The organism is Pseudomonas spirodelae, assembly GCF_034653255.1.
Taxonomy (GTDB): Bacteria; Pseudomonadota; Gammaproteobacteria; order Pseudomonadales; family Pseudomonadaceae; genus Aquipseudomonas; species Aquipseudomonas spirodelae.
The window spans coordinates 22,491-40,502 of the sequence record NZ_JAYEET010000042.1 but is presented as its reverse complement, the minus strand read 5'-3'; the positions used below and the strand labels follow the sequence as shown (position 1 = coordinate 40,502).

Genomic DNA, 18,012 nt, shown 5'->3' with positions numbered 1-18,012 from the left:
GGCATCACTCATTATCGAAACGCCCCAGACTGATGCGCTCATGGCCGCCCAGGTCACGCCGGCTCTCCACGGCGCTAAAGCCACGCGCACTGAGCAGCTCACGCACCGCCGCCGCCTGATCGAAACCGTGCTCCAGCAACAACCAACCACCCGTCTCAAGATAGCCAGGCGCCTGCTGGATGATCAGGCGAATATCATCCAGACCATCCGCACCCGCCACCAGCGCGCTGCTCGGCTCGAAGCGCACATCGCCTTCGGCCAAGTGACGATCATCGGCGGCGATATACGGCGGGTTACTGACAATCAGTTGAAAACGCTGGCCGGCCAGGGCGCTAAACCAATGACTCTCAACGAAGCTGGCATTCCCCAGTTTGAGTCGCGCGCGATTGCGTTCGGCCAGAGCCACCGCCTCGGGGATGCGATCGACACCAGTGACCTGCCAGGCTGGGCGTTCGCTGGCCAACGCCAGGGCGATGGCCCCCGTACCTGTGCCTAGGTCCAATAAGCGCGCCTGCGTGGCGGGCAGCAACGTGAGGGCGCTTTCCACCAGCAGTTCGGTATCCGGACGCGGAATCAGGGTGTGCTCAGCAACCTCAAGCTCCAGGCTCCAGAAGCCCTGCTGGCCGAGGATATAGGCCACTGGCTCACCGGCCTGACGCCGTGCAAGCGCAACCTGGTAGCACTCAAGCTGCGCCGCCTCAACCTCACGCTCAGGCCAGGTGCGCAGGTAGCTGCGTGACTTACCCAAGGCATGGGCGAGCAATAATTCAGCGTCCAGCTGCGGCGTTGGCGAGTCGGGCAGTTCAGTGTGGGCGAGCAAGTGTTCGATGGTGGCCATGGCATTCATTCCGTAGCCCGGATGCACTCCGGGGCAGGCTTCAACGGGCGCTCCCGGCTTGCATCCGGGCGACGAGAAAACGCGAATCAGTCGCCCAGTGCCGCCAGCTGATCAGCCTGGTATTCAACCAGCAGCGGCTCAATGATCGCCTCAACCCCGCCAGCAATCACTTCGTTGAGCGAATACAGGGTCAGGTTGATGCGGTGATCGGTGACCCGGCCCTGCGGGAAGTTGTAGGTGCGAATGCGCTCGGAGCGGTCACCGGAACCCACCAGCAATTTACGCGAATCAGAAATTTCCTTATGCGCGGCGGCTTCCTGCTGGTCTTTCAACTTAGCCGCCAGCCAGGCCATGGCCTTGGCGCGGTTCTTGTGCTGCGAGCGCTCTTCCTGACATTCGACCACTGTACCGGTGGGGATGTGAGTGATGCGGATCGCCGAATCCGTGGTGTTCACGTGCTGACCACCCGCGCCCGAGGAGCGGTAGGTGTCCACGCGCAGGTCGGCCGGGTTGATGTCGATGGCCATCTGCTCATCCGGCTCAGGCAATACGGCAACGGTACAGGCCGAGGTGTGAATACGGCCCTGGGATTCGGTTTCTGGCACGCGCTGCACGCGGTGCGCGCCCGACTCGAACTTGAGCTTGCCGTAGACGTTATCGCCCTCGACCCGAGCAATCACCTCTTTATAACCGCCGTGCTCGCCTTCACTGGCCGACAACACTTCGACGCGCCAGCCCTGCTTCTCGGCATAGCGCGAGTACATACGGAACAGGTCGCCGGAGAAGATCGCTGCCTCATCGCCGCCGGTGCCGGCACGTACTTCGAGGAACACGTTGCGCCCGTCATTGGGGTCTTTGGGCAGCAACATACGCTGCAGCGTGGCTTCCAGTTCGAGCAGCTGCTCTTTGGCCTCGGCCACTTCTTCTTCGGCCATCGCGCGCATGTCCGGGTCGCTGTCTTTGAGCAGCGCCTGGGCGCCCTCAAGATCGTTCTGCACCTTACGGAACGCGCTGAACGCTTGGTATACCGGCTCAATCTCGGCGTACTCCTTGGAGTAGGCGCGAAATTGCGTCTGATTGCTGATTACTTCAGCGTCACCGAGCAGCGCGGTCAGCTCTTCGAAACGATCCTGCAACAGGTCGAGTTTATTGATCAGTGACGCTTTCATTACAGACCTTTATTTTTGGCCGAGCCGGGCGACACGCCCTCCTCGAGGGCAAACAGTTCTTGGGCCACGCCCAGCGCATCAACGCGGCCGTCAGCAGAGAATTTCTTTAGTTGCACGCTGGGGGCATGCAACAACTTGTTGGTCAGGCCACGGGCCAGTTGTGCCAGCACGTCCTCGGCCGATGTACCGTTGCTGAGTAGACGCAGGGCCTTGTTCAGCTCCTCGTCACGCAAACGCTCGGCTTGCTGGCGATAGGCCTTGAGCACATCCACGGCGGCCAGTTCACGCAGGCGCTGCATAAAGTCCTGCGCGCCAACGCTCACCAGCTCCTCAGCCGCTTCGGCAGCGCCCTGACGGCTCTTGAGATTTTCCGCGATCACCTCATGCAGGTCATCGACGGTATACAGGTAGACGTCATCCAGCTCGCCAACCTCGGGTTCAATGTCGCGCGGCACGGCGATATCGACCATGAAAATCGGTTTGTGCTTGCGCTGCTTCAGCGCCCGCTCGACCGCGCCCTTACCGAGAATCGGCAGCTGGCTGGCGGTGGAGCTGATGACGATATCGCTGTTGACCAGCTCGTCCGGGATTTCCGAGAGCAGCACCGCGTGCGCGCCAAATTGTTCGGCCAGGGTGCTGGCCCGCTCAAGCGTACGGTTGGCCACCACAATGCGCTTGATGCCCTGGTCGTGCAGGTGGCGTGCGACCAGGCTGATGGTTTCGCCCGCGCCGATCAGCAGGGCCTGGCTGCGGTGCAAGTCAGTAAAGATCTGCTTGGCCAGACTCACCGCGGCAAACGCCACCGACACGGGGTTTTCACCAATCGCGGTATCGGTACGCACGGTTTTGGCGGTGCTGAAGGTGGCCTGAAACAAACGCCCGAGCAGCGGCCCGAGGGTGCCGGCTTCACGGGCCACAGCAAACGCTGACTTCATCTGACCGAGAATCTGCGGCTCTCCCAGCACCATCGAGTCCAGCCCCGAGGCCACGCGCATCATATGCCGCACCGCTTCGTCATCGGCATGGATATAGGCACAGGCACGCAGTTCGTCGAGGCTCAAACGGTGATAGTTGGCCAACCAGGCAAGCACTTCATCAGCGCTCAGGTCATCCTGCTCAAGGTATAACTCGCTGCGGTTGCAGGTCGAGAGAATGGCCGCTTCCCGGCTGGACGTGTTGTGGCACAGCAGACGCAGGGCCTCAACCAACTGCTCGGGCGTGAAGGCCACGCGTTCGCGGACATCCACCGAGGCGGTCTTATGGTTGATACCGAGGGCAATAAAGGCCATGCACGATCGCTGACTGGGAGTGGAAGCCGGCAATTGTCCTACTTCGGCAAAGCGAGAACAACCACTGCTAGCTATTGTCCTAATAGCCAGGTTTATCCGACTCACTCAGGATCATGGCCGCCCATGGGCTTGCCCGAACGCTTGTGTCATGATGCCGAAACCGCAGGTTGGTCACATACTCGTCCTATGAATAGATCCTTTGCCTTGCTGACTGCCGCAGCTTTTTTGAGCGGTTGCCAGACCTTTGCCCCCTCTACCCCGGATGGCACGCCACCCGTGGAAGACCCCGCCGTGACTACCGCAGAAGCCAAGCCGCAGGTGTACCGCGCCTTCAGCCAGGAAACCCTGCTGTCGCTGCTGGTCGCCGAACTGGCGGGCCAGCGCAATCGTTTCGACATTGCGCTGGAGAATTATGTCGAGCAGGCCAATGCCACTCAGGATGCGGGGGTCGCCGAGCGTGGTTTCCGTATCGCCGAGTACCTGGGCGCCGAGCAATCCGCCTTGGAAACCAGCCTGCTGTGGGCCAAGACCGCACCCGAGAATATCGACGCACAGCGCGCCGCGGCGGTTCAACTGGCCCGCGCCGGTCGCTATGACGAATCCATGACGTTTATGGAGCAGGTCCTGCAGCGCCAGGGCGACACCCACTTCGACTTCCTTGCCCTGTCCGCCGCCGAGACTGACCCGGACACACGCGCAGGCCTGCTGCAGAGCTTTGATCGCTTGCAGGCAAAGTACCCAGACAATAGCCAGCTGCAATTTGGTAAAGCGCTGCTGCTGCAACAGGACGAGCGCCCACAGGAAGCCTTGGAGCTGCTTGAGCAACAACCGAGCAAAAACCGCCCGACTGCCTCCATCCTGCTGCATGCGCGCCTGCTGCAAAGCCTGGAACGCAACGCCGACGCACTGCAATTGCTGGAAAAAGGCATCAAGCTGCACCCCGATGACAGGCGCCTGCGCCTGACCTATGCACGCCTACTGGTAACCGAAGACCGCCTGGACGATGCCCGAGGCGAATTCTCCTCACTGCTGCAAGAAAACCCCAATGATGATGACCTGCGCTTCTCTTTGGCACTCGTCTGCCTGGAGGCCGAAGCGTGGAAAGAGGCCATTGTCTATTTAGAGGAACTGGTCGAGCGCGGTAACCACGTCGACGCCGCACATTACAACCTGGGCCGCGCCTATGAAGAGCTTGGTGACACCGCCAGCGCCCTGATCGAGTACGCCTTGGTTGGCCCAGGCAACGACTACCTGCCAGCCCAGGCTCGGCAAAGTGATTTGTTATTCCAGCAGCAGCGCGGCGATGAAGCCTCTGAGCGCTTGCGCCAGGCACGTGACAGCCAACCTGATTACGCCATCCAGCTGTACCTGATTGAGACCGAGGCCTGGTCCAAACAGCAGGACACCGAACACGCCTGGCAGTTGATTGAACAAGCCCTGGAGCAGTTCCCGGAAGACCTCAACCTGCTCTACACCCGCGCCATGCTGGCGGAAAAACGCGACAACCTGGCCCTGCTGGAGCAAGACCTGCGTTTTATTCTCGAACGCGAGCCGGATAACGCCATGGCCCTCAACGCGCTCGGCTACACCCTGGCTGACCGCACCACGCGTTACGCCGAAGCAAAGCAGTTGATCGAGCAAGCTCACCAGCTCAACCCGCAAGACCCGGCGATTCTCGACAGCCTCGGCTGGGTAAATTACCGCATGGGCAACCTGGACGAAGCGGAACGCCTGCTACGCCAAGCCATGCAGGCGTTTCCCGACCACGAAGTCGCCGCCCACCTCGGTGAAGTACTGTGGGCTCAGGGCAAACACCAAGAAGCCCGCACGCTCTGGCGTGAAGCCCTGAAACAGCAACCTGACAGCGAAATCCTGCGCAGCACACTGTTGCGCCTGACCGGAGCAGAGACACTCTGATGCTTGCGCGCCACCTGATAGTTTTCAGCCTGATTACATTACTCGCCGGCTGCGCCGGCCTGACTTCACGCGAAGCCCTTGAAGGCCAGGGCAACGCGCAAAGCTGGCAAGCGCATAAGCAGCAGATCAGCGGCCTGGATGCCTGGCAGATCAACGGTAAAGTCGGCATCCGCGCCCCCAAAGACTCTGGTAGCGGCACCCTCTTCTGGTTGCAGCGCCAGGATTACTACGACATCCGCCTGTCCGGCCCGCTCGGCCGCGGCGCCGCCCGACTCACCGGCCGCCCCGGCGCCGTTTTGCTCGAAGTGGCCAACCAGGGCCGCTATCAAGCCGAATCACCAGAACAACTGTTGCAAGCCAAACTCGGCCTTAACCTGCCCGTTTCACATCTGCTTTGGTGGATTCGCGGCCTGCCCTCCCCCGACAGCAAAAGCCGCTTAAACCTCGACAACCAAAGCCATCTGGCAAACCTGAGCCAGGACGGCTGGGATGTTGAATACCTCAGTTACACAGAACAGAACGGCTTCTGGCTGCCAGAACGCATCAAGCTGAACGGCTTCGACCTGCAAGTCACCCTGGTGATCAAGGACTGGCAGCCACGCCAGCTCGGTCAATGAGCGCCCCGGCGATTCCCGCTGCCGCAGAATTGATTCTGCCGGCACCGGCCAAACTTAACCTGATGCTGCACATCCTCGGCCGCCGCGCTGACGGCTACCACGAGCTGCAAACGCTGTTTCAGTTTCTCGACTTTGGCGATGAACTGGGTTTTGCCGTGCGCCAGGATGGTCAGATTCATCTGCACACGCCTATTGAAGGCGTGCCCCACGACAGCAACCTGATCGTGCGCGCCGCGCGCCTGCTGCAACAGCAAAGCGGCTGTAACCTGGGCGCCGACATCTGGCTCGACAAGCGCTTGCCGATGGGCGGTGGTATTGGCGGTGGCAGCTCGGATGCCGCCACCACTCTGCTCGGTCTCAATCATCTCTGGCAACTGGCATGCAGCGAAGATCAACTCGCTGACATGGGCCTCAGCCTGGGCGCAGACGTACCCGTATTCGTGCGCGGCCATGCAGCATTCGCCGAAGGCGTCGGGGAAAAACTCCAGCCGGTGACCCTCAGCGAGCCCTGGTTTCTCGTAGCAATTCCGCAAGTACTTGTCAGTACTGTAGAAATTTTCTCTGACCCTGAGTTGACACGGGATACTCCGCCCATTAAAGTTCGCAGCCTTCTTGAGGGGGGTGGTCATAACGACTGCCTGCCGGTGGTTCAGAAGCGTTACCCAGAAGTACGTAACGTTTTGATTTTGTTGAACAAATTTGTTCCTGCAAAATTAACCGGCACTGGAGCTTGTGTGTTTGGGAGCTTCCCAAACGAGGACGATGCTGATAAAGTCGCCCGCCAACTTCCAGGCACTTTGCCAAGTTTTGTTGCTCAAGGCCGTAACATCTCGATGTTGCACCGAAAGCTGGAAAAATTGGTCAAGAAGTGAATCTACGCTGTAAGTTGTAAAAGCAACGGGTTGTATGTAGGGGCGTCGCCAAGCGGTAAGGCACCAGGTTTTGATCCTGGCATGCGTTGGTTCGAATCCAGCCGCCCCTGCCATTCCGTCACATGACGGGTAGGCAACTCAATGCACTCGGTTACACAAGATACAGGGGCGTCGCCAAGCGGTAAGGCACCAGGTTTTGATCCTGGCATGCGTTGGTTCGAATCCAGCCGCCCCTGCCATTTTCTGTACTCATCCAGGTATACCCTCAGCCGGCAGGTACTGCGCGTGTCCAAGATGATGGTCTTTACGGGGAACGCTAACCCCGATCTGGCGCGACGTATCGTACGTCAGCTGCACATTCCCCTCGGTGATGCTTCTGTCGGTAAGTTTTCCGACGGCGAGATCATGATTGAAATCAACGAAAATGTCCGCGGTAAAGACGTTTTCCTGATTCAACCGACGTGCGCGCCAACCAATGACAACCTGATGGAACTGGTCGTGATGGCTGATGCCTTCCGCCGCTCATCAGCCACCCGAATTACTGCTGTTATCCCCTACTTTGGCTATGCCCGCCAGGATCGCCGTCCGCGCTCCGCTCGTGTGGCTATTAGCGCTAAAGTTGTGGCTGACATGCTCACCGTAGTAGGTATCGACCGGGTTCTTACCGTCGACCTGCACGCGGATCAGATCCAAGGCTTCTTCGATATCCCTGTAGATAACATCTACGGTTCGCCTGTACTGGTGGACGATATCGAAGATCAGCGCTTCGAAAACCTGATGATCGTTTCTCCAGATATCGGCGGCGTCGTGCGTGCACGTGCTGTTGCTAAATCTCTGGGTGTAGACCTGGCGATCATCGACAAGCGCCGTGAAAAAGCCAACCACTCGGAAGTGATGCACATTATCGGTGATGTTGAAGGCCGTACCTGCATCCTAGTCGATGACATGGTAGATACCGCCGGCACGCTGTGCCACGCGGCTAAAGCGCTGAAAGAACATGGCGCATCCAAAGTCTTCGCCTATGCAACGCATGCCGTGTTGTCTGGTCGCGCGATCGAAAATATCGAAAAATCTGTACTCGACGAGCTGGTGGTGACGAACACCATCCCGCTGTCCGCCGCTGCGCAATCCTGTTCGCGTATTCGCCAACTGGACATCGCACCGGTAGTCGCTGAAGCAGTACGCCGCATCAGCAATGAAGAATCGATCAGCGCGATGTTCCGTTAATTCGTAATACGCCCTGAACGCACACGCCCTGCCCTAACGGCATGGCCTTTCAACCAACCGTCCCGTCGCTGGTCGCAAGCGTAACGGACGGTTTGGTTATTTTGGAGAAATGAAATGACTGTTGAATTTACCCTGAATGCTGAAGCGCGTTCTGACCTGGGGAAAGGTGCGAGCCGCCGCCTGCGTCGTAACGTGGCCATGGTTCCTGCCGTAATTTACGGTGGCGACAAAGCCCCACAATCGATCAGCCTGCTGGCTAAAGATTTCGCCAAACTACTGGAAAACGAAGCAACCTACAGCCACGTGCTGAGCCTGAACGTTGCCGGCAGCAACGAAAGCGTAATCATCAAAGCCCTGCAGCGCCATCCAGCCAAAGGCTTTGTCCTGCACGCTGACTTCGTTCGCGTTGTCGCTGGCCAGAAACTGACCGCTATCGTTCCCCTGCACTTCATCAACCAGGAAACTTCGGTTGGCGTTAAGCAGCAAGGCGGCGAAGTCTCCCACGTCCTGGCTGAAGTAGAAGTTTCCTGCCTGCCGAAAGACCTGCCTGAATTCATCGAAGTCGACATGGCTGCCGTTGAAGTTGGCCAGATCGTTCACTTGGCTGACCTGAAACTGCCGAAAGGCGTTGAGCTGGTTGCACTGGCTCACGGTAACGACCTGGCCGTGGCTAACATCCACGCCTCCCGCGTTGCTAAAGACGCAGAAGAAGGCGCTGCCGAGTAAATCTCGCAGCGTCGGAAACCAGCTCGGCATGCGACTATGCCGAGCGATTTCCACGAAAGGGCTCCTGACATGACTGCCGTACAACTGATCGTTGGCTTAGGTAACCCTGGCCCCGAATACGACCAGACCCGGCATAATGCAGGGGCCCTTTTTGTTGAGCGCCTGGCTGACAGCCAGCGTATCAACCTCAATGCCGACAAAAAGTATTTTGGTCTGGTGGGCAAATTCAGCCATCAGGGCCGCGATGTTCGTCTGCTAATCCCCACCACCTTTATGAACCGCAGCGGCCAAGCCGTAGCGGCATTAGCGAATTTCTTCCGCATCCCGCCGGAAGCCATTCTGGTGGCCCACGACGAACTCGACATGCCCCCCGGCGTCGCCAAACTCAAACAGGGTGGCGGGCACGGCGGGCATAACGGGCTGCGTGACATCATTGCCCAGCTCGGCAATCAGAATAATTTTTACCGCCTACGGCTTGGCATCGGCCATCCTGGGCACAGCAGCATGGTCTCCAACTTCGTCCTCGGCCGCGCACCACGCAGCGAACAGGAACTGCTCGATACCAGCATCGACTTTGCCCTAGCCACCCTGCCAGAAATACTCGCAGGCGACTGGAGCAAGGCCATGCACAAGCTGCACAGTCAGAAAGCCACCTCTTAACTCTTTACCGCCATTCGCGCGAGGGACACACCATGGGATTTAACTGCGGCATCGTCGGCCTGCCCAACGTCGGCAAGTCCACCCTGTTCAACGCCCTCACCAAATCAGGGATTGCGGCAGAGAACTTTCCGTTCTGCACCATCGAGCCGAATAGCGGCATCGTGCCGATGCCCGACCCACGCCTGGCAGCGTTGGCGGCCATCGTTAACCCTAAGCGTATCCTGCCTACTACCATGGAATTCGTCGACATCGCCGGCCTGGTAGAGGGCGCATCGAAAGGTGAAGGCCTGGGCAACAAGTTCCTCGCCAACATTCGCGAAACAGATGCCATCGCCCACGTAGTGCGCTGCTTCGAAGACGACAACGTTATTCACGTTGCCAACAGCGTCGACCCCAAGCGCGACATCGAGATCATCGACCTCGAACTGATCTTCGCTGACCTCGACAGCTGCGAAAAGCAACTGCAAAAGACCACCCGCAACGCCAAGGGCGGCGACAAAGAAGCTGTCGCACAGAAAGCCCTGCTGGAAAAGCTCATACCCCACTTCAGCGAAGGCAAGCCTGCGCGCACCCTGATGAAGACTCTGGGTGACGACGAAAAGCAGCTGATCAAGGGCTTCCATCTGCTCACCAGCAAGCCGGTGATGTACATCGCCAACGTCGCCGAAGACGGCTTTGAGAACAACCCACTGCTCGACATCGTCCAGGCCATTGCAGACGCCGAAGGTGCCCCCGTGGTGCCCGTGTGCAACAAGATCGAAGCAGAAATCGCCGAACTCGATGACGGCGAAGAAAAAGACATGTTCCTCGAAGCCCTAGGCCTGGAAGAACCCGGCCTAAACCGCGTGATCCGCGCCGGCTACGAACTGCTCAACCTGCAAACCTACTTCACCGCAGGTGTCGAAGAAGTCCGCGCCTGGACCGTGAAAGTCGGCGCCACTGCCCCACAGGCAGCCGGCGTAATCCACACCGACTTCGAAAAAGGCTTTATCCGCGCCGAAGTCATCGCCTACAACGACTTCATCCAATACAAGGGTGAGGCTGGCGCAAAGGAAGCCGGCAAATGGCGCCTGGAAGGTAAGGAATACATCGTTAAGGACGGCGACGTCATGCATTTCCGTTTTAACGTGTAAGCATTTGATCGCGCGCATAAATTTTCGCTAAAGAGTGTTGACACATACCCTGAATACGCGAATAATGCGCGCCACTCGGCTACGTAGCTCAGCTGGTTAGAGCATAGCATTCATAATGCTGGGGTCCGGGGTTCAAGTCCCTGCGTAGCCACCAAACACCTGTTTATAGCTGTCTCTGACAGCCTACTAAACAGCCCAAGAAGCCCGCCTAGTGCGGGCTTTCTTGTATCTGGCTGTTCACCTCTGTCTACCCCTATACCTTCCCACCGTGTATGCCCCTGTGTATGCTTCAACAAAAGTTGAACTGAGGGCATACACAAAAATGAAGCGTTCAGAGATCAAACGCCGCCCCCTGGCTGATACCACCCTTGCCGGCCTAGAGCCTGAGGCCACGGCATACCGTGAACTTGACGGCGCGGGCCTGTATTTCCGGGTGAAGCCCAACGGCAACAAGTCATGGGAACTGCGCTACAAGAAGCCAGACGGCAAGTGGTCATGGCTTGGCCTGGGTGGCTACCCCGAAGTGAGTGGTTCACTGGCCAGACAAAAGGCTGCCGACCTGAGGGCCGATGCCTCTGAGGGGAAAAACCCGCTCGCCAGTAAGCAGGCCCGCAAGGCTGAAGAACAGGCAGCAGCAGATAACACCTTTGAGCACCTGTCACGGGAGTGGTACGCCTCTCGCCTCAACAGCTGGGACGCTGGCACCGCCAAGCGGGTGATGGGTGCACTTGAACGCCATGTGTTCCCCGCCTTCGGCAAGCGTCCGTACACCGGCATATTGTCTATGGAGTGGATGGAGCTGCTGCGCGGTATGGAGCAGCAAGGCATTCTGGAACAGATGAGCCGGGTGCGCGCCTACTGCAAGGACGTGTACGACCTGGCGCGTGTGACAGGCCGTGCAGTGAACAACCCATTGGACGGCGTGCATAAGTTCCTGTCAGCCGGTAAGGCCGAGAACTACGCCCACGTCTCGACTGATGAACTGCCCGCCCTACTCCGTGCCATTCAGTCATACCCACACGCCAAGGATGTTCAGCTAGGTTTGCGCCTGCTTACCCTGCTGGCCGTCCGCCCCAGTGAACTAAGGGAAGCCCAGTGGTCGGAGTTCGACTTTGCCAAGAAGCTGTGGACGATCCCGGTAGAACGCAAAGGCCGCAAGAAGGGCCGCGAACACCTGGTGCCACTCTGCCGCCAAGCCATTGCCCTTCTGGAAGAACTACGCCCGATCACTGGAGCCTATCCGCTGCTGTTCCCTGGGCGTAGCGACCGCACCAAACCCCGAAGCGATACCGTGTTTCTAATGGCCCTGCGCCGCCTGGGCTATGAGGGCCGGCAGACTGGCCACGGTTTCCGCCATATCGCCAGCACCATCCTTAACGAACATGGTTTTACCGCTGACCATATCGAAGCCCAGTTGAGCCACAAGGCACCCGGTGTGCGCGGCATTTACAACAAAGCCCAGTACCTGGAGCAACGCACCACCATGCTGCAATGGTATGCCGATCACCTGGACAAACTAGCCGCGGGCAACGTGGTGGCGGGCAACTTCGGTAAGGCGGTTTAGGCATGCAAACCCGTACCCATGAAAACCCCGGTGTAACTTGTGTAATTGGTGTAATTAAAAGCCTAAAGGCCAGCAATGGCGGGGCTTTCAGCCACATTACACAATTGCATAAAGCCGCATACACCAACGCAAAACAACACCAATTGTGTAATGAAAAACCGCTGTTTCGGCTTACACCGCCCCCGTTCGTGCCTGCTGGCCGCTCTGATGTTAGCGTGGCCCGCCGTACACCAGCGCAAGCCGGCGCGAGGCTTGCGCGCGTCAATTGGGGCATGGGGCAATGACTACACCAACAAACAACAGGGTCGTTATTAAATTCGATGCGGGCGGGCGTCTTTGGTCTATCAAGTTACCCTGGGCGCTGCCCGCACTTGAAGCAGTGTTGGGTAAACGGTTGCCTCTAAATTACGTCTGTGATCTTGAGCTAGAGGGTCAAACTCTCGTTTTGTATGAGTGGGGAATGCTGCTCCATATTATTCGCCCCGGCACCAGCACCATTGTCGAGATTCAATATCCGCTATGGCCTTTCTCTGCCTGGCTGGATTTTATGGAGCGCCATGGCACACCGCGCGCGCTGATAGTGGGCGTAGCAGGCACGCAGGCTCTGGAGTGGCATGCACAGTATTTGCCGTGGGCTAGTGCCTTAAATAAATTGATGGCGGCATTTTCTATCGAAATTTTTGGCGTTAAGCCAGCGGAGCTAATAGCCTGGTCTCCCGAACTCGCCGAGGATGCAGAATTCCAAGCCTATGTAGGGGGGCTTTTCCTTAAGGGTCGTTTACCAAAAGGTCAGGGGCGGCCCAAAAAGCCGCCGCCCGCCCACATTCAAAGCTTGGGCTTACTGGCTATCGAGGCCTGTAGATCGTCAACTGCGACGGACATGATGGCGGCGTGTCGTCTGGCTTGTGAGCATAGGCCTGACTGGGTGCCGAAGCGCTGGCAAGTCGGTGACACCCAGCCGGGCGAACACCTATACCGGGCGTTGCGTAAAATAGATGGCACTGTGGTTGACGACATTCTGCATTTGGAAGCCCTGCCCCACTGGGCGGAACAAAAGCCGTACTACAGCAAGTAAGGTGGCTTGTCTATTGGCAAGAATTAGCCGTTTAGTTTCCAATTCCTAGCGCGCCACTACTCCCGCAATCTTTCCTCGTCGCTACCAGTCGAGGAACCTGAAATGAACCACCACGCGCAAGACTTCTCCCGCTCGCTATTGCTCAGCAAAGGCCATCATCCTGGCTTTGGCGCTGCCCATACCGATCTATTGACCACTGGGCAAGTTGCCGACTTTCTCGGTATGTCGCCCCGCACGCTTGCAGGCTGGCGCGCCAGGCGCTGGGGCGGTCCTGCATGGGTGAAATGCGGCTCGCGTGTTCGTTACCGTAAAGCCGATGTTATGGCCTGGCTGGAGGCCGGCAAGCGGCAAGGCGGTGAAGTATGAGCGCTGCGAACGTGAGCCCAATCAAACCTCCTGCGTCACCTGCCGGCCAGCTTGACCCAGCCACCACCCTGATTCGCATGCCCGAAGTGCAAGCCATCGTTGGACTTGCCCGCCCCACCATTTACAAGCTGATGCGCCAGCCTGAAAGCGGCTTTCCGTTGCCGGTGAAGTTGAGCGAAAGCACCGCCCGTGGTGCACCGGTGGCGTGGGTGTTGGGCGAAGTACAGCAATGGGTGCGCTCGCGGATCGCCGCGCGCGGGAATGCCGCCGCATGATGCCGATATTCCTGCCGCATAACTTGCTAGATAACCCTGCGGCGCTTGCGCTTCCCGGCTTTAGCGAGCTGCAACGGCGTGGCCATTTGGGGCTAAAGGCGCTGCGTGACCACGCCCTGGCCGAGGGTGCCCACGTGATGTTCGTGCTTTGGCCGGGGGGCACTTGGACGATGCTCGCCATCGAGCCGCCTGAAGATGCACAGGTGAGCGATGCAAGCCAGTTGATCCCCAGCTTGCTGTTGGCCGGTGAGGCGCTGGCCGAGTTTGAGCACCGCGCCCGCCAAGGTGAATACCTGGGCTGGTTATCGCTCAAGCGTCCGCCGCCTACCGTGCACTGAAAACAAAAACGCCCACGGATAACCGTAGGCGTCATGTCGAAATACAGCTTAGCCACCCCGAGCAGCTAAACCGCGAGGCCATCCTATGCCCACTATTTGCCTTCAGCAAGCGCCGCTTGCGTTCCCCAAAACACCGCGCTACTCTGCCGCGGTCGCTGCAAATTCAGCGAACGGGCGTCGCGGCCCGAACAACTCTAGGCGCACAAGCGCCCACCATCCGAAAGCAGGCGCTTTTTTTGTGCCCGCCGTTTCGTGTTATGGCGGCTGTGCGTGGGACACCTTCGGGTGTGCCGGGTGCCTAGAGTCCCGGTCCGCGAACCCGCGTACAGCTGCCACCCTAATTCGTTTCGCGGCGAACCGTGGCAGTTCCTCAACTCTAGGAGCGCCACCCATGAAGCACCCGCACGCCCTCAATCCGTCCGCCATTCAACAGCACGCCGCCTCGCTGAAGGCCCGCGCCATCGCCGCGCTGCATGCTGATTCGTCCCTCTCCGTCCGCCTGGCCCGCTACAACGCTGCAATGGCCAAAGCTCGCGCCTTGGAAGTTGCCGGGGGTGCGCAATGAATACCCGCCTAGAAACGCTGCGCGCTTGTGAGGCTCAACTAAATGCGGGCAGCGATGCGCTGGCCATCTTGAGCGGCCTGTTTACTGCCATGCGCTCACTTGATAAGGCAGACGCTGACGCCGTGGCCAGGGCTGGCCGCTATATCGCTGACGACTTCGCCAACATGCTGGATGTTGATGCTGAGAACCTGCGCATTGAAGCGGCCCGCATGGCTGGGGGTGCGCAATGAACATCACGAATGCCGTAGAAATAGCGGACATGTACGTTACACGCGCCGCCGCTGCACCAACGCCTGAGCTGCTTAGTCTGTTGTACCGGAGCAGCTTAAACAGCATTCATGCCATGTACGCGGCTGGCCTGCTGAGCGCCGCCGAAAATGAGGAATGCTTAAAGCGGTTTGTGGATACCTGCCAACGCCGGCAAATCGAAATCACGGGGGTGCGCCCATGAGCAACCCTGCCGACAACAAACCAAAGTACCCAACCTTTGCCGAGGTGAAAGCCGCTGCGCTGCGGGCAATCACTCAAGTGCTGGCGCGCTGGCTGCCAGGCGGCAAGGTCACGGACGGCGGTAAGGAATACACCGCCCCTAACCCACGGCGCGCCGACAAGCATGCTGGCTCTTTTAAGGTGAGCTTGGCCAAGGGCACCTGGTGTGACTTTGCGACCGGCGAAAAGGGCGGGGATTTAATCGACCTGGTGCGCTACCTAGACGGCGGCACGGACGTGGAAGCCTGCAACAAGCTGGCAGACTTCCTCAACGTCACGGCAGGCAGTGTGCCCGTTGCGGCCAGCAGCAAGGCCAAGGCACCGGAGTGGGTGCCCGTGCTGCCGATTCCTGATGAGGTGATGCGCAAGTGCCCGCCCAAACATCGCCAGCACGGCGAGCCGGCAAAGGTGTGGATTTATAAAGACGCCGAAGCCCGCCCCCTGTTTGTGCTGTATCGCTTTGACCTGGGGCCGGATGAAAGCGGCACGCCGCGCAAGGTGTTTGCCCCGCTGACCTGGTGCAAGAACAGCAGCGACGGTGCCGAGCAATGGCGTTGGCAAGGCTTGTCGGAACCGCGCCCGCTGCTGCACCTCGATCACCTGGCCGCGCGTGCTGCTGACCCGGTGGTGGTCTGCGAAGGTGAGAAAGCCGCCGATGCTGCTGCCGAGCTGTTGCCCCACTACGTTGCCACCTGCTGGCCGAACGGTTCCAACTCATTGCAGAAAGCAGATTTTGCCCCGCTGGTAGGCCGTGACGTGCTGCTGTGGCCCGACAATGATGCGCCCGGTTTGGCTTGCATGGATGCACTGGCCGAACGCTTGCGCCAGCTTGGCGCGGCGTCTGTGCGGGTTATGGCGCTGGCCATATTCAGCCAGCGGCCTGGCTTGGCCGGTGATGCTGTGACCTTCGCACCTGGTGGAGAATGGGCCGAAGGTGATGATGCCGCCGATGCTGCGGCCAAGGGCTGGACGCCTGCCCACTTGGCCGAGCTGGAGCGCACCGGGGAGCTGTTCGCCTTGGTTCCAGTTGCTACACCAGCAACCAAAGCCAAGCCCGCTGCCAGCAGCAAAAGTGCCCGCAAGCCCAAGGCCGAAACGGTGCCGGGTGGCTTTCGTGTAACCGCCGATGGGGTGTTTTATTCGGGCGACGATGGCGAGCCGCGCCACGTGTGTTCCCGCTTGGAAATACTGGCCCGCACCCGTGATGCCAAGGGCAGTAACTGGGGGTTACTGGTTGAGTTTGACGACCCAGACGGCGACAAAAAACGCCTGAATATATCGGCCAGCAGCATGGCCGGGGACTTTGGCAAAGAGGTGCTAGGCCCGCTGGTAAACATGGGGCTACGCCTTGCCCCAGTGCGTGCAGCGCGCAACTCTCGCAACGACTTGCAAAGCTACCTGCAAGGCTATGACAGCGCCGAACGCGCGCGCCTGGTCACGCGCTTGGGTTGGCATGGCAATGCTTACTTGTTGCCGGATCGCGTGATTGGTAACTGTGGCGAGCACCTGCATTTTTATGAGGCTGGCGCGGCGCTACCGCCGATTAGTCAGGCCGGCACCCTGGAGCAATGGCAGCAGCAGATAGGCGCGCTTTGCGTTGGCAACCATCGCTTAGCCTTTGCCACCAGCATTGCCTTTGCTGGGCCGCTGCTGCAATTGCTTGGGCAGGAATCGGGCGGCTTTCACTTCCACGGGATCAGCTCCAGCGGAAAAAGCACCACTGGCCGGGTGGCCTGTTCGGTGTATGGCCCGCCCGCTTTTGAGCGCTCATGGCGCAGCACTGATAACGCGCTTGAGAGTATCGCCGCCGCCCACTCTGACGGCCTGCTGGTGTTGGATGAAATCAGCCAGTGTGACCCGCGCATTGTGGGTGAAACTGTCTACATGCTGGGCAATGGCACCGGCAAGGCACGCGCCAATGATCGCGGGCAGGCAGGCAAGCCAGTGCAGGAATGGCGGCTGCTGTTTGTGTCGAGCGGTGAAAAGACTTTGGCCGAAACGATGGCCGAGGCTGGGCGGGAACTGAAAGCCGGTATGGAAGTACGCATGCTGGCGATGCATGCCGATGCGGGCCAAGGCTTTGGCCTGTTCGATACCCTGCATGGTTTTGATGGTGGCGCGGCTTTATCCGATGCACTTCAGGCCAGGGTAAAGAAGTATTACGGCACGCCGCTGCTGGCCTTCCTCACGGCCCTTTGTGAGCCCGGCAAGTTGCTCGCATACACCGCCATGTTGCGGAAAACGGCGGAGCGGTTCGCAGCCGAAGCGTTACCCGCAAACGCCAGCGGCCAGGCACACCGCGCCGCTGCCCGCTTTGGTTTGGTTGCCGCTGCTGGCGAACTTGCAACGGCGCTGGGCGTTACTGGCTGGCCGGATGCGACCGCCCATAAAGCGGCTAAGGCTTGCTTTGCTGCGTGGCTGGCTGAGCGTGGTGGCGCTGGGCATTTGGAAGGTGACGCCATCGTGACCCGACTGCGTTTGGTGGTGGAGCGTTCCGGGGAAAGCCGCTTTACCCGCTGGGACGGTATCGCCGCCAAGACGGACGATCATGCCCCGCGCACCACTGACCGCCTGGGCTTTCGTCGCACACTGGATCACGGCTATGGCGATGTGCTGACCACGACTGTGACCTTTTATTTTTTCCCCACCGCTTGGCGTGACGACGTGTTTAAGGGAATGAACCTACGCACGGTTAATCGTGAGCTGATCGAGCGCGGCATTTTGCAGCCAGACCCCAAGGGCAAAGCCGCCCAAGTCGTGACCATGCCCGGCATGCCGAGTGGGCGCGCCTATGTGGTGGCCGCTGCTGCTTTGTTCTCCAGTGAAACCGAAGCCGAGGCTGCTTAGCGGCCCGCTCAAACGGGAGAACAGCCGGCGCTTTCGGGCCTGGCC

At 59.4% G+C, this 18,012-nt stretch carries 19 protein-coding genes and 3 tRNA genes; 19 read left to right on the top strand and 3 right to left on the bottom strand.

The window, feature by feature from the left end; translation table 11 throughout:
- Nucleotides 1–4: 4 nt before the first annotated feature.
- From prmC to hemA, 3 genes are all read right to left on the bottom strand, one after another.
- Nucleotides 5–838: a peptide chain release factor N(5)-glutamine methyltransferase gene (prmC, locus tag SOP97_RS13955; protein WP_322949639.1), complete on the bottom strand. Its 834-nt coding sequence runs from the start codon at nt 836–838 to the stop codon at nt 5–7.
- An 86-nt stretch (nt 839–924) separates the two neighbouring features.
- Complete coding sequence (gene prfA / locus SOP97_RS13950) at nt 925–2,007, bottom strand: peptide chain release factor 1 (RefSeq protein WP_274088450.1); 1,083 nt, start codon at nt 2,005–2,007, stop codon at nt 925–927.
- A complete protein-coding gene (gene hemA / locus SOP97_RS13945; RefSeq protein WP_274088451.1) occupies nt 2,007–3,296 on the bottom strand; it encodes a glutamyl-tRNA reductase in 1,290 nt (429 codons plus the stop codon). Before hemA ends, prfA begins: the two co-directional genes overlap by 1 nt.
- 186 nt (nt 3,297–3,482) lie before the next feature.
- On the opposite strand from hemA, the gene SOP97_RS13940 reads away from it, so the two are divergent.
- From SOP97_RS13940 to SOP97_RS13850, 19 genes are all read left to right on the top strand, one after another.
- Nucleotides 3,483–5,213 (top strand): tetratricopeptide repeat protein, encoded by a 1,731-nt coding sequence (locus SOP97_RS13940; protein WP_322949636.1) that lies wholly within the window; start codon nt 3,483–3,485, stop codon nt 5,211–5,213.
- A complete protein-coding gene (gene lolB, locus SOP97_RS13935; RefSeq protein ID WP_322949634.1) occupies nt 5,213–5,830 on the top strand; it encodes a lipoprotein insertase outer membrane protein LolB in 618 nt (205 codons plus the stop codon). The genes SOP97_RS13940 and lolB overlap by 1 nt, the downstream gene beginning before the upstream one ends.
- Nucleotides 5,827–6,702 (top strand): 4-(cytidine 5'-diphospho)-2-C-methyl-D-erythritol kinase, encoded by an 876-nt coding sequence (ispE, locus tag SOP97_RS13930; RefSeq protein WP_322949633.1) that lies wholly within the window; start codon nt 5,827–5,829, stop codon nt 6,700–6,702. Before lolB ends, ispE begins: the two co-directional genes overlap by 4 nt.
- Before the next feature lie 38 nt (nt 6,703–6,740).
- Nucleotides 6,741–6,815, top strand: a tRNA-Gln gene (locus SOP97_RS13925).
- A gap of 51 nt (nt 6,816–6,866) precedes the next feature.
- Nucleotides 6,867–6,941 (top strand) — tRNA-Gln (locus SOP97_RS13920).
- A gap of 46 nt (nt 6,942–6,987) precedes the next feature.
- Nucleotides 6,988–7,929, top strand: a complete 942-nt coding sequence (locus SOP97_RS13915) for a ribose-phosphate pyrophosphokinase (RefSeq protein WP_090251437.1) — start codon at nt 6,988–6,990, stop codon at nt 7,927–7,929.
- 114 nt (nt 7,930–8,043) lie between these two features.
- Nucleotides 8,044–8,655 carry a 50S ribosomal protein L25/general stress protein Ctc gene (locus tag SOP97_RS13910; protein ID WP_322949629.1) on the top strand — a complete coding sequence of 204 codons (612 nt, stop codon included), beginning with the start codon at nt 8,044–8,046 and terminating at the stop codon, nt 8,653–8,655.
- 69 nt (nt 8,656–8,724) lie between these two features.
- The gene (gene pth, locus SOP97_RS13905; RefSeq protein ID WP_322949627.1) at nt 8,725–9,315 is read left to right on the top strand and encodes an aminoacyl-tRNA hydrolase; all 591 of its coding nucleotides are present in this window, start codon (nt 8,725–8,727) and stop codon (nt 9,313–9,315) included.
- Between the two features lie 32 nt (nt 9,316–9,347).
- Nucleotides 9,348–10,448, top strand: a complete 1,101-nt coding sequence (gene ychF, locus SOP97_RS13900; RefSeq protein ID WP_274088457.1) for a redox-regulated ATPase YchF — start codon at nt 9,348–9,350, stop codon at nt 10,446–10,448.
- Nucleotides 10,449–10,525: 77 nt separating this feature from the next.
- A tRNA-Met gene (locus tag SOP97_RS13895) sits at nt 10,526–10,602 on the top strand.
- A 168-nt stretch (nt 10,603–10,770) separates the two neighbouring features.
- Nucleotides 10,771–12,012: a tyrosine-type recombinase/integrase gene (locus SOP97_RS13890; protein ID WP_322949624.1), complete on the top strand. Its 1,242-nt coding sequence runs from the start codon at nt 10,771–10,773 to the stop codon at nt 12,010–12,012.
- Nucleotides 12,013–12,014: 2 nt separating this feature from the next.
- On the top strand, nt 12,015–12,296 hold the full coding sequence (locus tag SOP97_RS13885; protein ID WP_322949622.1) for a hypothetical protein: 282 nt from the start codon (nt 12,015–12,017) through the stop codon (nt 12,294–12,296).
- Entirely contained in the window at nt 12,293–13,087 is a 795-nt protein-coding gene (locus tag SOP97_RS13880) for a hypothetical protein (RefSeq protein ID WP_322949620.1), read from the top strand. The genes SOP97_RS13885 and SOP97_RS13880 overlap by 4 nt, the downstream gene beginning before the upstream one ends.
- Before the next feature lie 102 nt (nt 13,088–13,189).
- Nucleotides 13,190–13,453 (top strand): helix-turn-helix transcriptional regulator, encoded by a 264-nt coding sequence (locus tag SOP97_RS13875; RefSeq protein ID WP_322949618.1) that lies wholly within the window; start codon nt 13,190–13,192, stop codon nt 13,451–13,453.
- A complete protein-coding gene (locus SOP97_RS13870) occupies nt 13,450–13,728 on the top strand; it encodes a helix-turn-helix transcriptional regulator (protein ID WP_322949616.1) in 279 nt (92 codons plus the stop codon). The genes SOP97_RS13875 and SOP97_RS13870 overlap by 4 nt, the downstream gene beginning before the upstream one ends.
- Entirely contained in the window at nt 13,725–14,066 is a 342-nt protein-coding gene (locus tag SOP97_RS13865) for a hypothetical protein (protein WP_322949615.1), read from the top strand. Before SOP97_RS13870 ends, SOP97_RS13865 begins: the two co-directional genes overlap by 4 nt.
- A 391-nt stretch (nt 14,067–14,457) precedes the next feature.
- Nucleotides 14,458–14,631 carry a hypothetical protein gene (locus tag SOP97_RS13860; RefSeq protein WP_322949613.1) on the top strand — a complete coding sequence of 58 codons (174 nt, stop codon included), beginning with the start codon at nt 14,458–14,460 and terminating at the stop codon, nt 14,629–14,631.
- A complete protein-coding gene (locus SOP97_RS13855) occupies nt 14,628–14,861 on the top strand; it encodes a hypothetical protein (RefSeq protein ID WP_322949611.1) in 234 nt (77 codons plus the stop codon). Before SOP97_RS13860 ends, SOP97_RS13855 begins: the two co-directional genes overlap by 4 nt.
- Nucleotides 14,862–15,078: 217 nt before the next feature.
- Nucleotides 15,079–17,967, top strand: coding sequence for a DUF927 domain-containing protein (locus tag SOP97_RS13850; RefSeq protein ID WP_322949609.1), 2,889 nt, complete (start codon nt 15,079–15,081; stop codon nt 17,965–17,967).
- The last annotated feature ends 45 nt before the right edge of the window (nt 17,968–18,012 follow it).

Excerpts from the sequence above, each read along its gene's own strand:
- SOP97_RS13860 (WP_322949613.1), top strand. The coding sequence starts at position 14,458 with ATGAAGCACCCGCACGCCCTCAATCCGTCCGCCATTCAACAGCACGCC.
- pth (WP_322949627.1), top strand. The coding sequence starts at position 8,725 with ATGACTGCCGTACAACTGATCGTTGGCTTAGGTAACCCTGGCCCCGAA.
- SOP97_RS13865 (WP_322949615.1), top strand. The coding sequence starts at position 13,725 with ATGATGCCGATATTCCTGCCGCATAACTTGCTAGATAACCCTGCGGCG.
- SOP97_RS13870 (WP_322949616.1), top strand. The coding sequence starts at position 13,450 with ATGAGCGCTGCGAACGTGAGCCCAATCAAACCTCCTGCGTCACCTGCC.
- prmC (WP_322949639.1), bottom strand. The coding sequence starts at position 838 with ATGGCCACCATCGAACACTTGCTCGCCCACACTGAACTGCCCGACTCG.
- SOP97_RS13890 (WP_322949624.1), top strand. The coding sequence starts at position 10,771 with ATGAAGCGTTCAGAGATCAAACGCCGCCCCCTGGCTGATACCACCCTT.
- SOP97_RS13850 (WP_322949609.1), top strand. The coding sequence starts at position 15,079 with ATGAGCAACCCTGCCGACAACAAACCAAAGTACCCAACCTTTGCCGAG.
- hemA (WP_274088451.1), bottom strand. The coding sequence starts at position 3,296 with ATGGCCTTTATTGCCCTCGGTATCAACCATAAGACCGCCTCGGTGGAT.
- SOP97_RS13855 (WP_322949611.1), top strand. The coding sequence starts at position 14,628 with ATGAATACCCGCCTAGAAACGCTGCGCGCTTGTGAGGCTCAACTAAAT.
- SOP97_RS13885 (WP_322949622.1), top strand. The coding sequence starts at position 12,015 with ATGCAAACCCGTACCCATGAAAACCCCGGTGTAACTTGTGTAATTGGT.
- prfA (WP_274088450.1), bottom strand. The coding sequence starts at position 2,007 with ATGAAAGCGTCACTGATCAATAAACTCGACCTGTTGCAGGATCGTTTC.
- lolB (WP_322949634.1), top strand. The coding sequence starts at position 5,213 with ATGCTTGCGCGCCACCTGATAGTTTTCAGCCTGATTACATTACTCGCC.
- ispE (WP_322949633.1), top strand. The coding sequence starts at position 5,827 with ATGAGCGCCCCGGCGATTCCCGCTGCCGCAGAATTGATTCTGCCGGCA.
- SOP97_RS13940 (WP_322949636.1), top strand. The coding sequence starts at position 3,483 with ATGAATAGATCCTTTGCCTTGCTGACTGCCGCAGCTTTTTTGAGCGGT.
- SOP97_RS13875 (WP_322949618.1), top strand. The coding sequence starts at position 13,190 with ATGAACCACCACGCGCAAGACTTCTCCCGCTCGCTATTGCTCAGCAAA.
- SOP97_RS13910 (WP_322949629.1), top strand. The coding sequence starts at position 8,044 with ATGACTGTTGAATTTACCCTGAATGCTGAAGCGCGTTCTGACCTGGGG.
- SOP97_RS13880 (WP_322949620.1), top strand. The coding sequence starts at position 12,293 with ATGACTACACCAACAAACAACAGGGTCGTTATTAAATTCGATGCGGGC.
- ychF (WP_274088457.1), top strand. The coding sequence starts at position 9,348 with ATGGGATTTAACTGCGGCATCGTCGGCCTGCCCAACGTCGGCAAGTCC.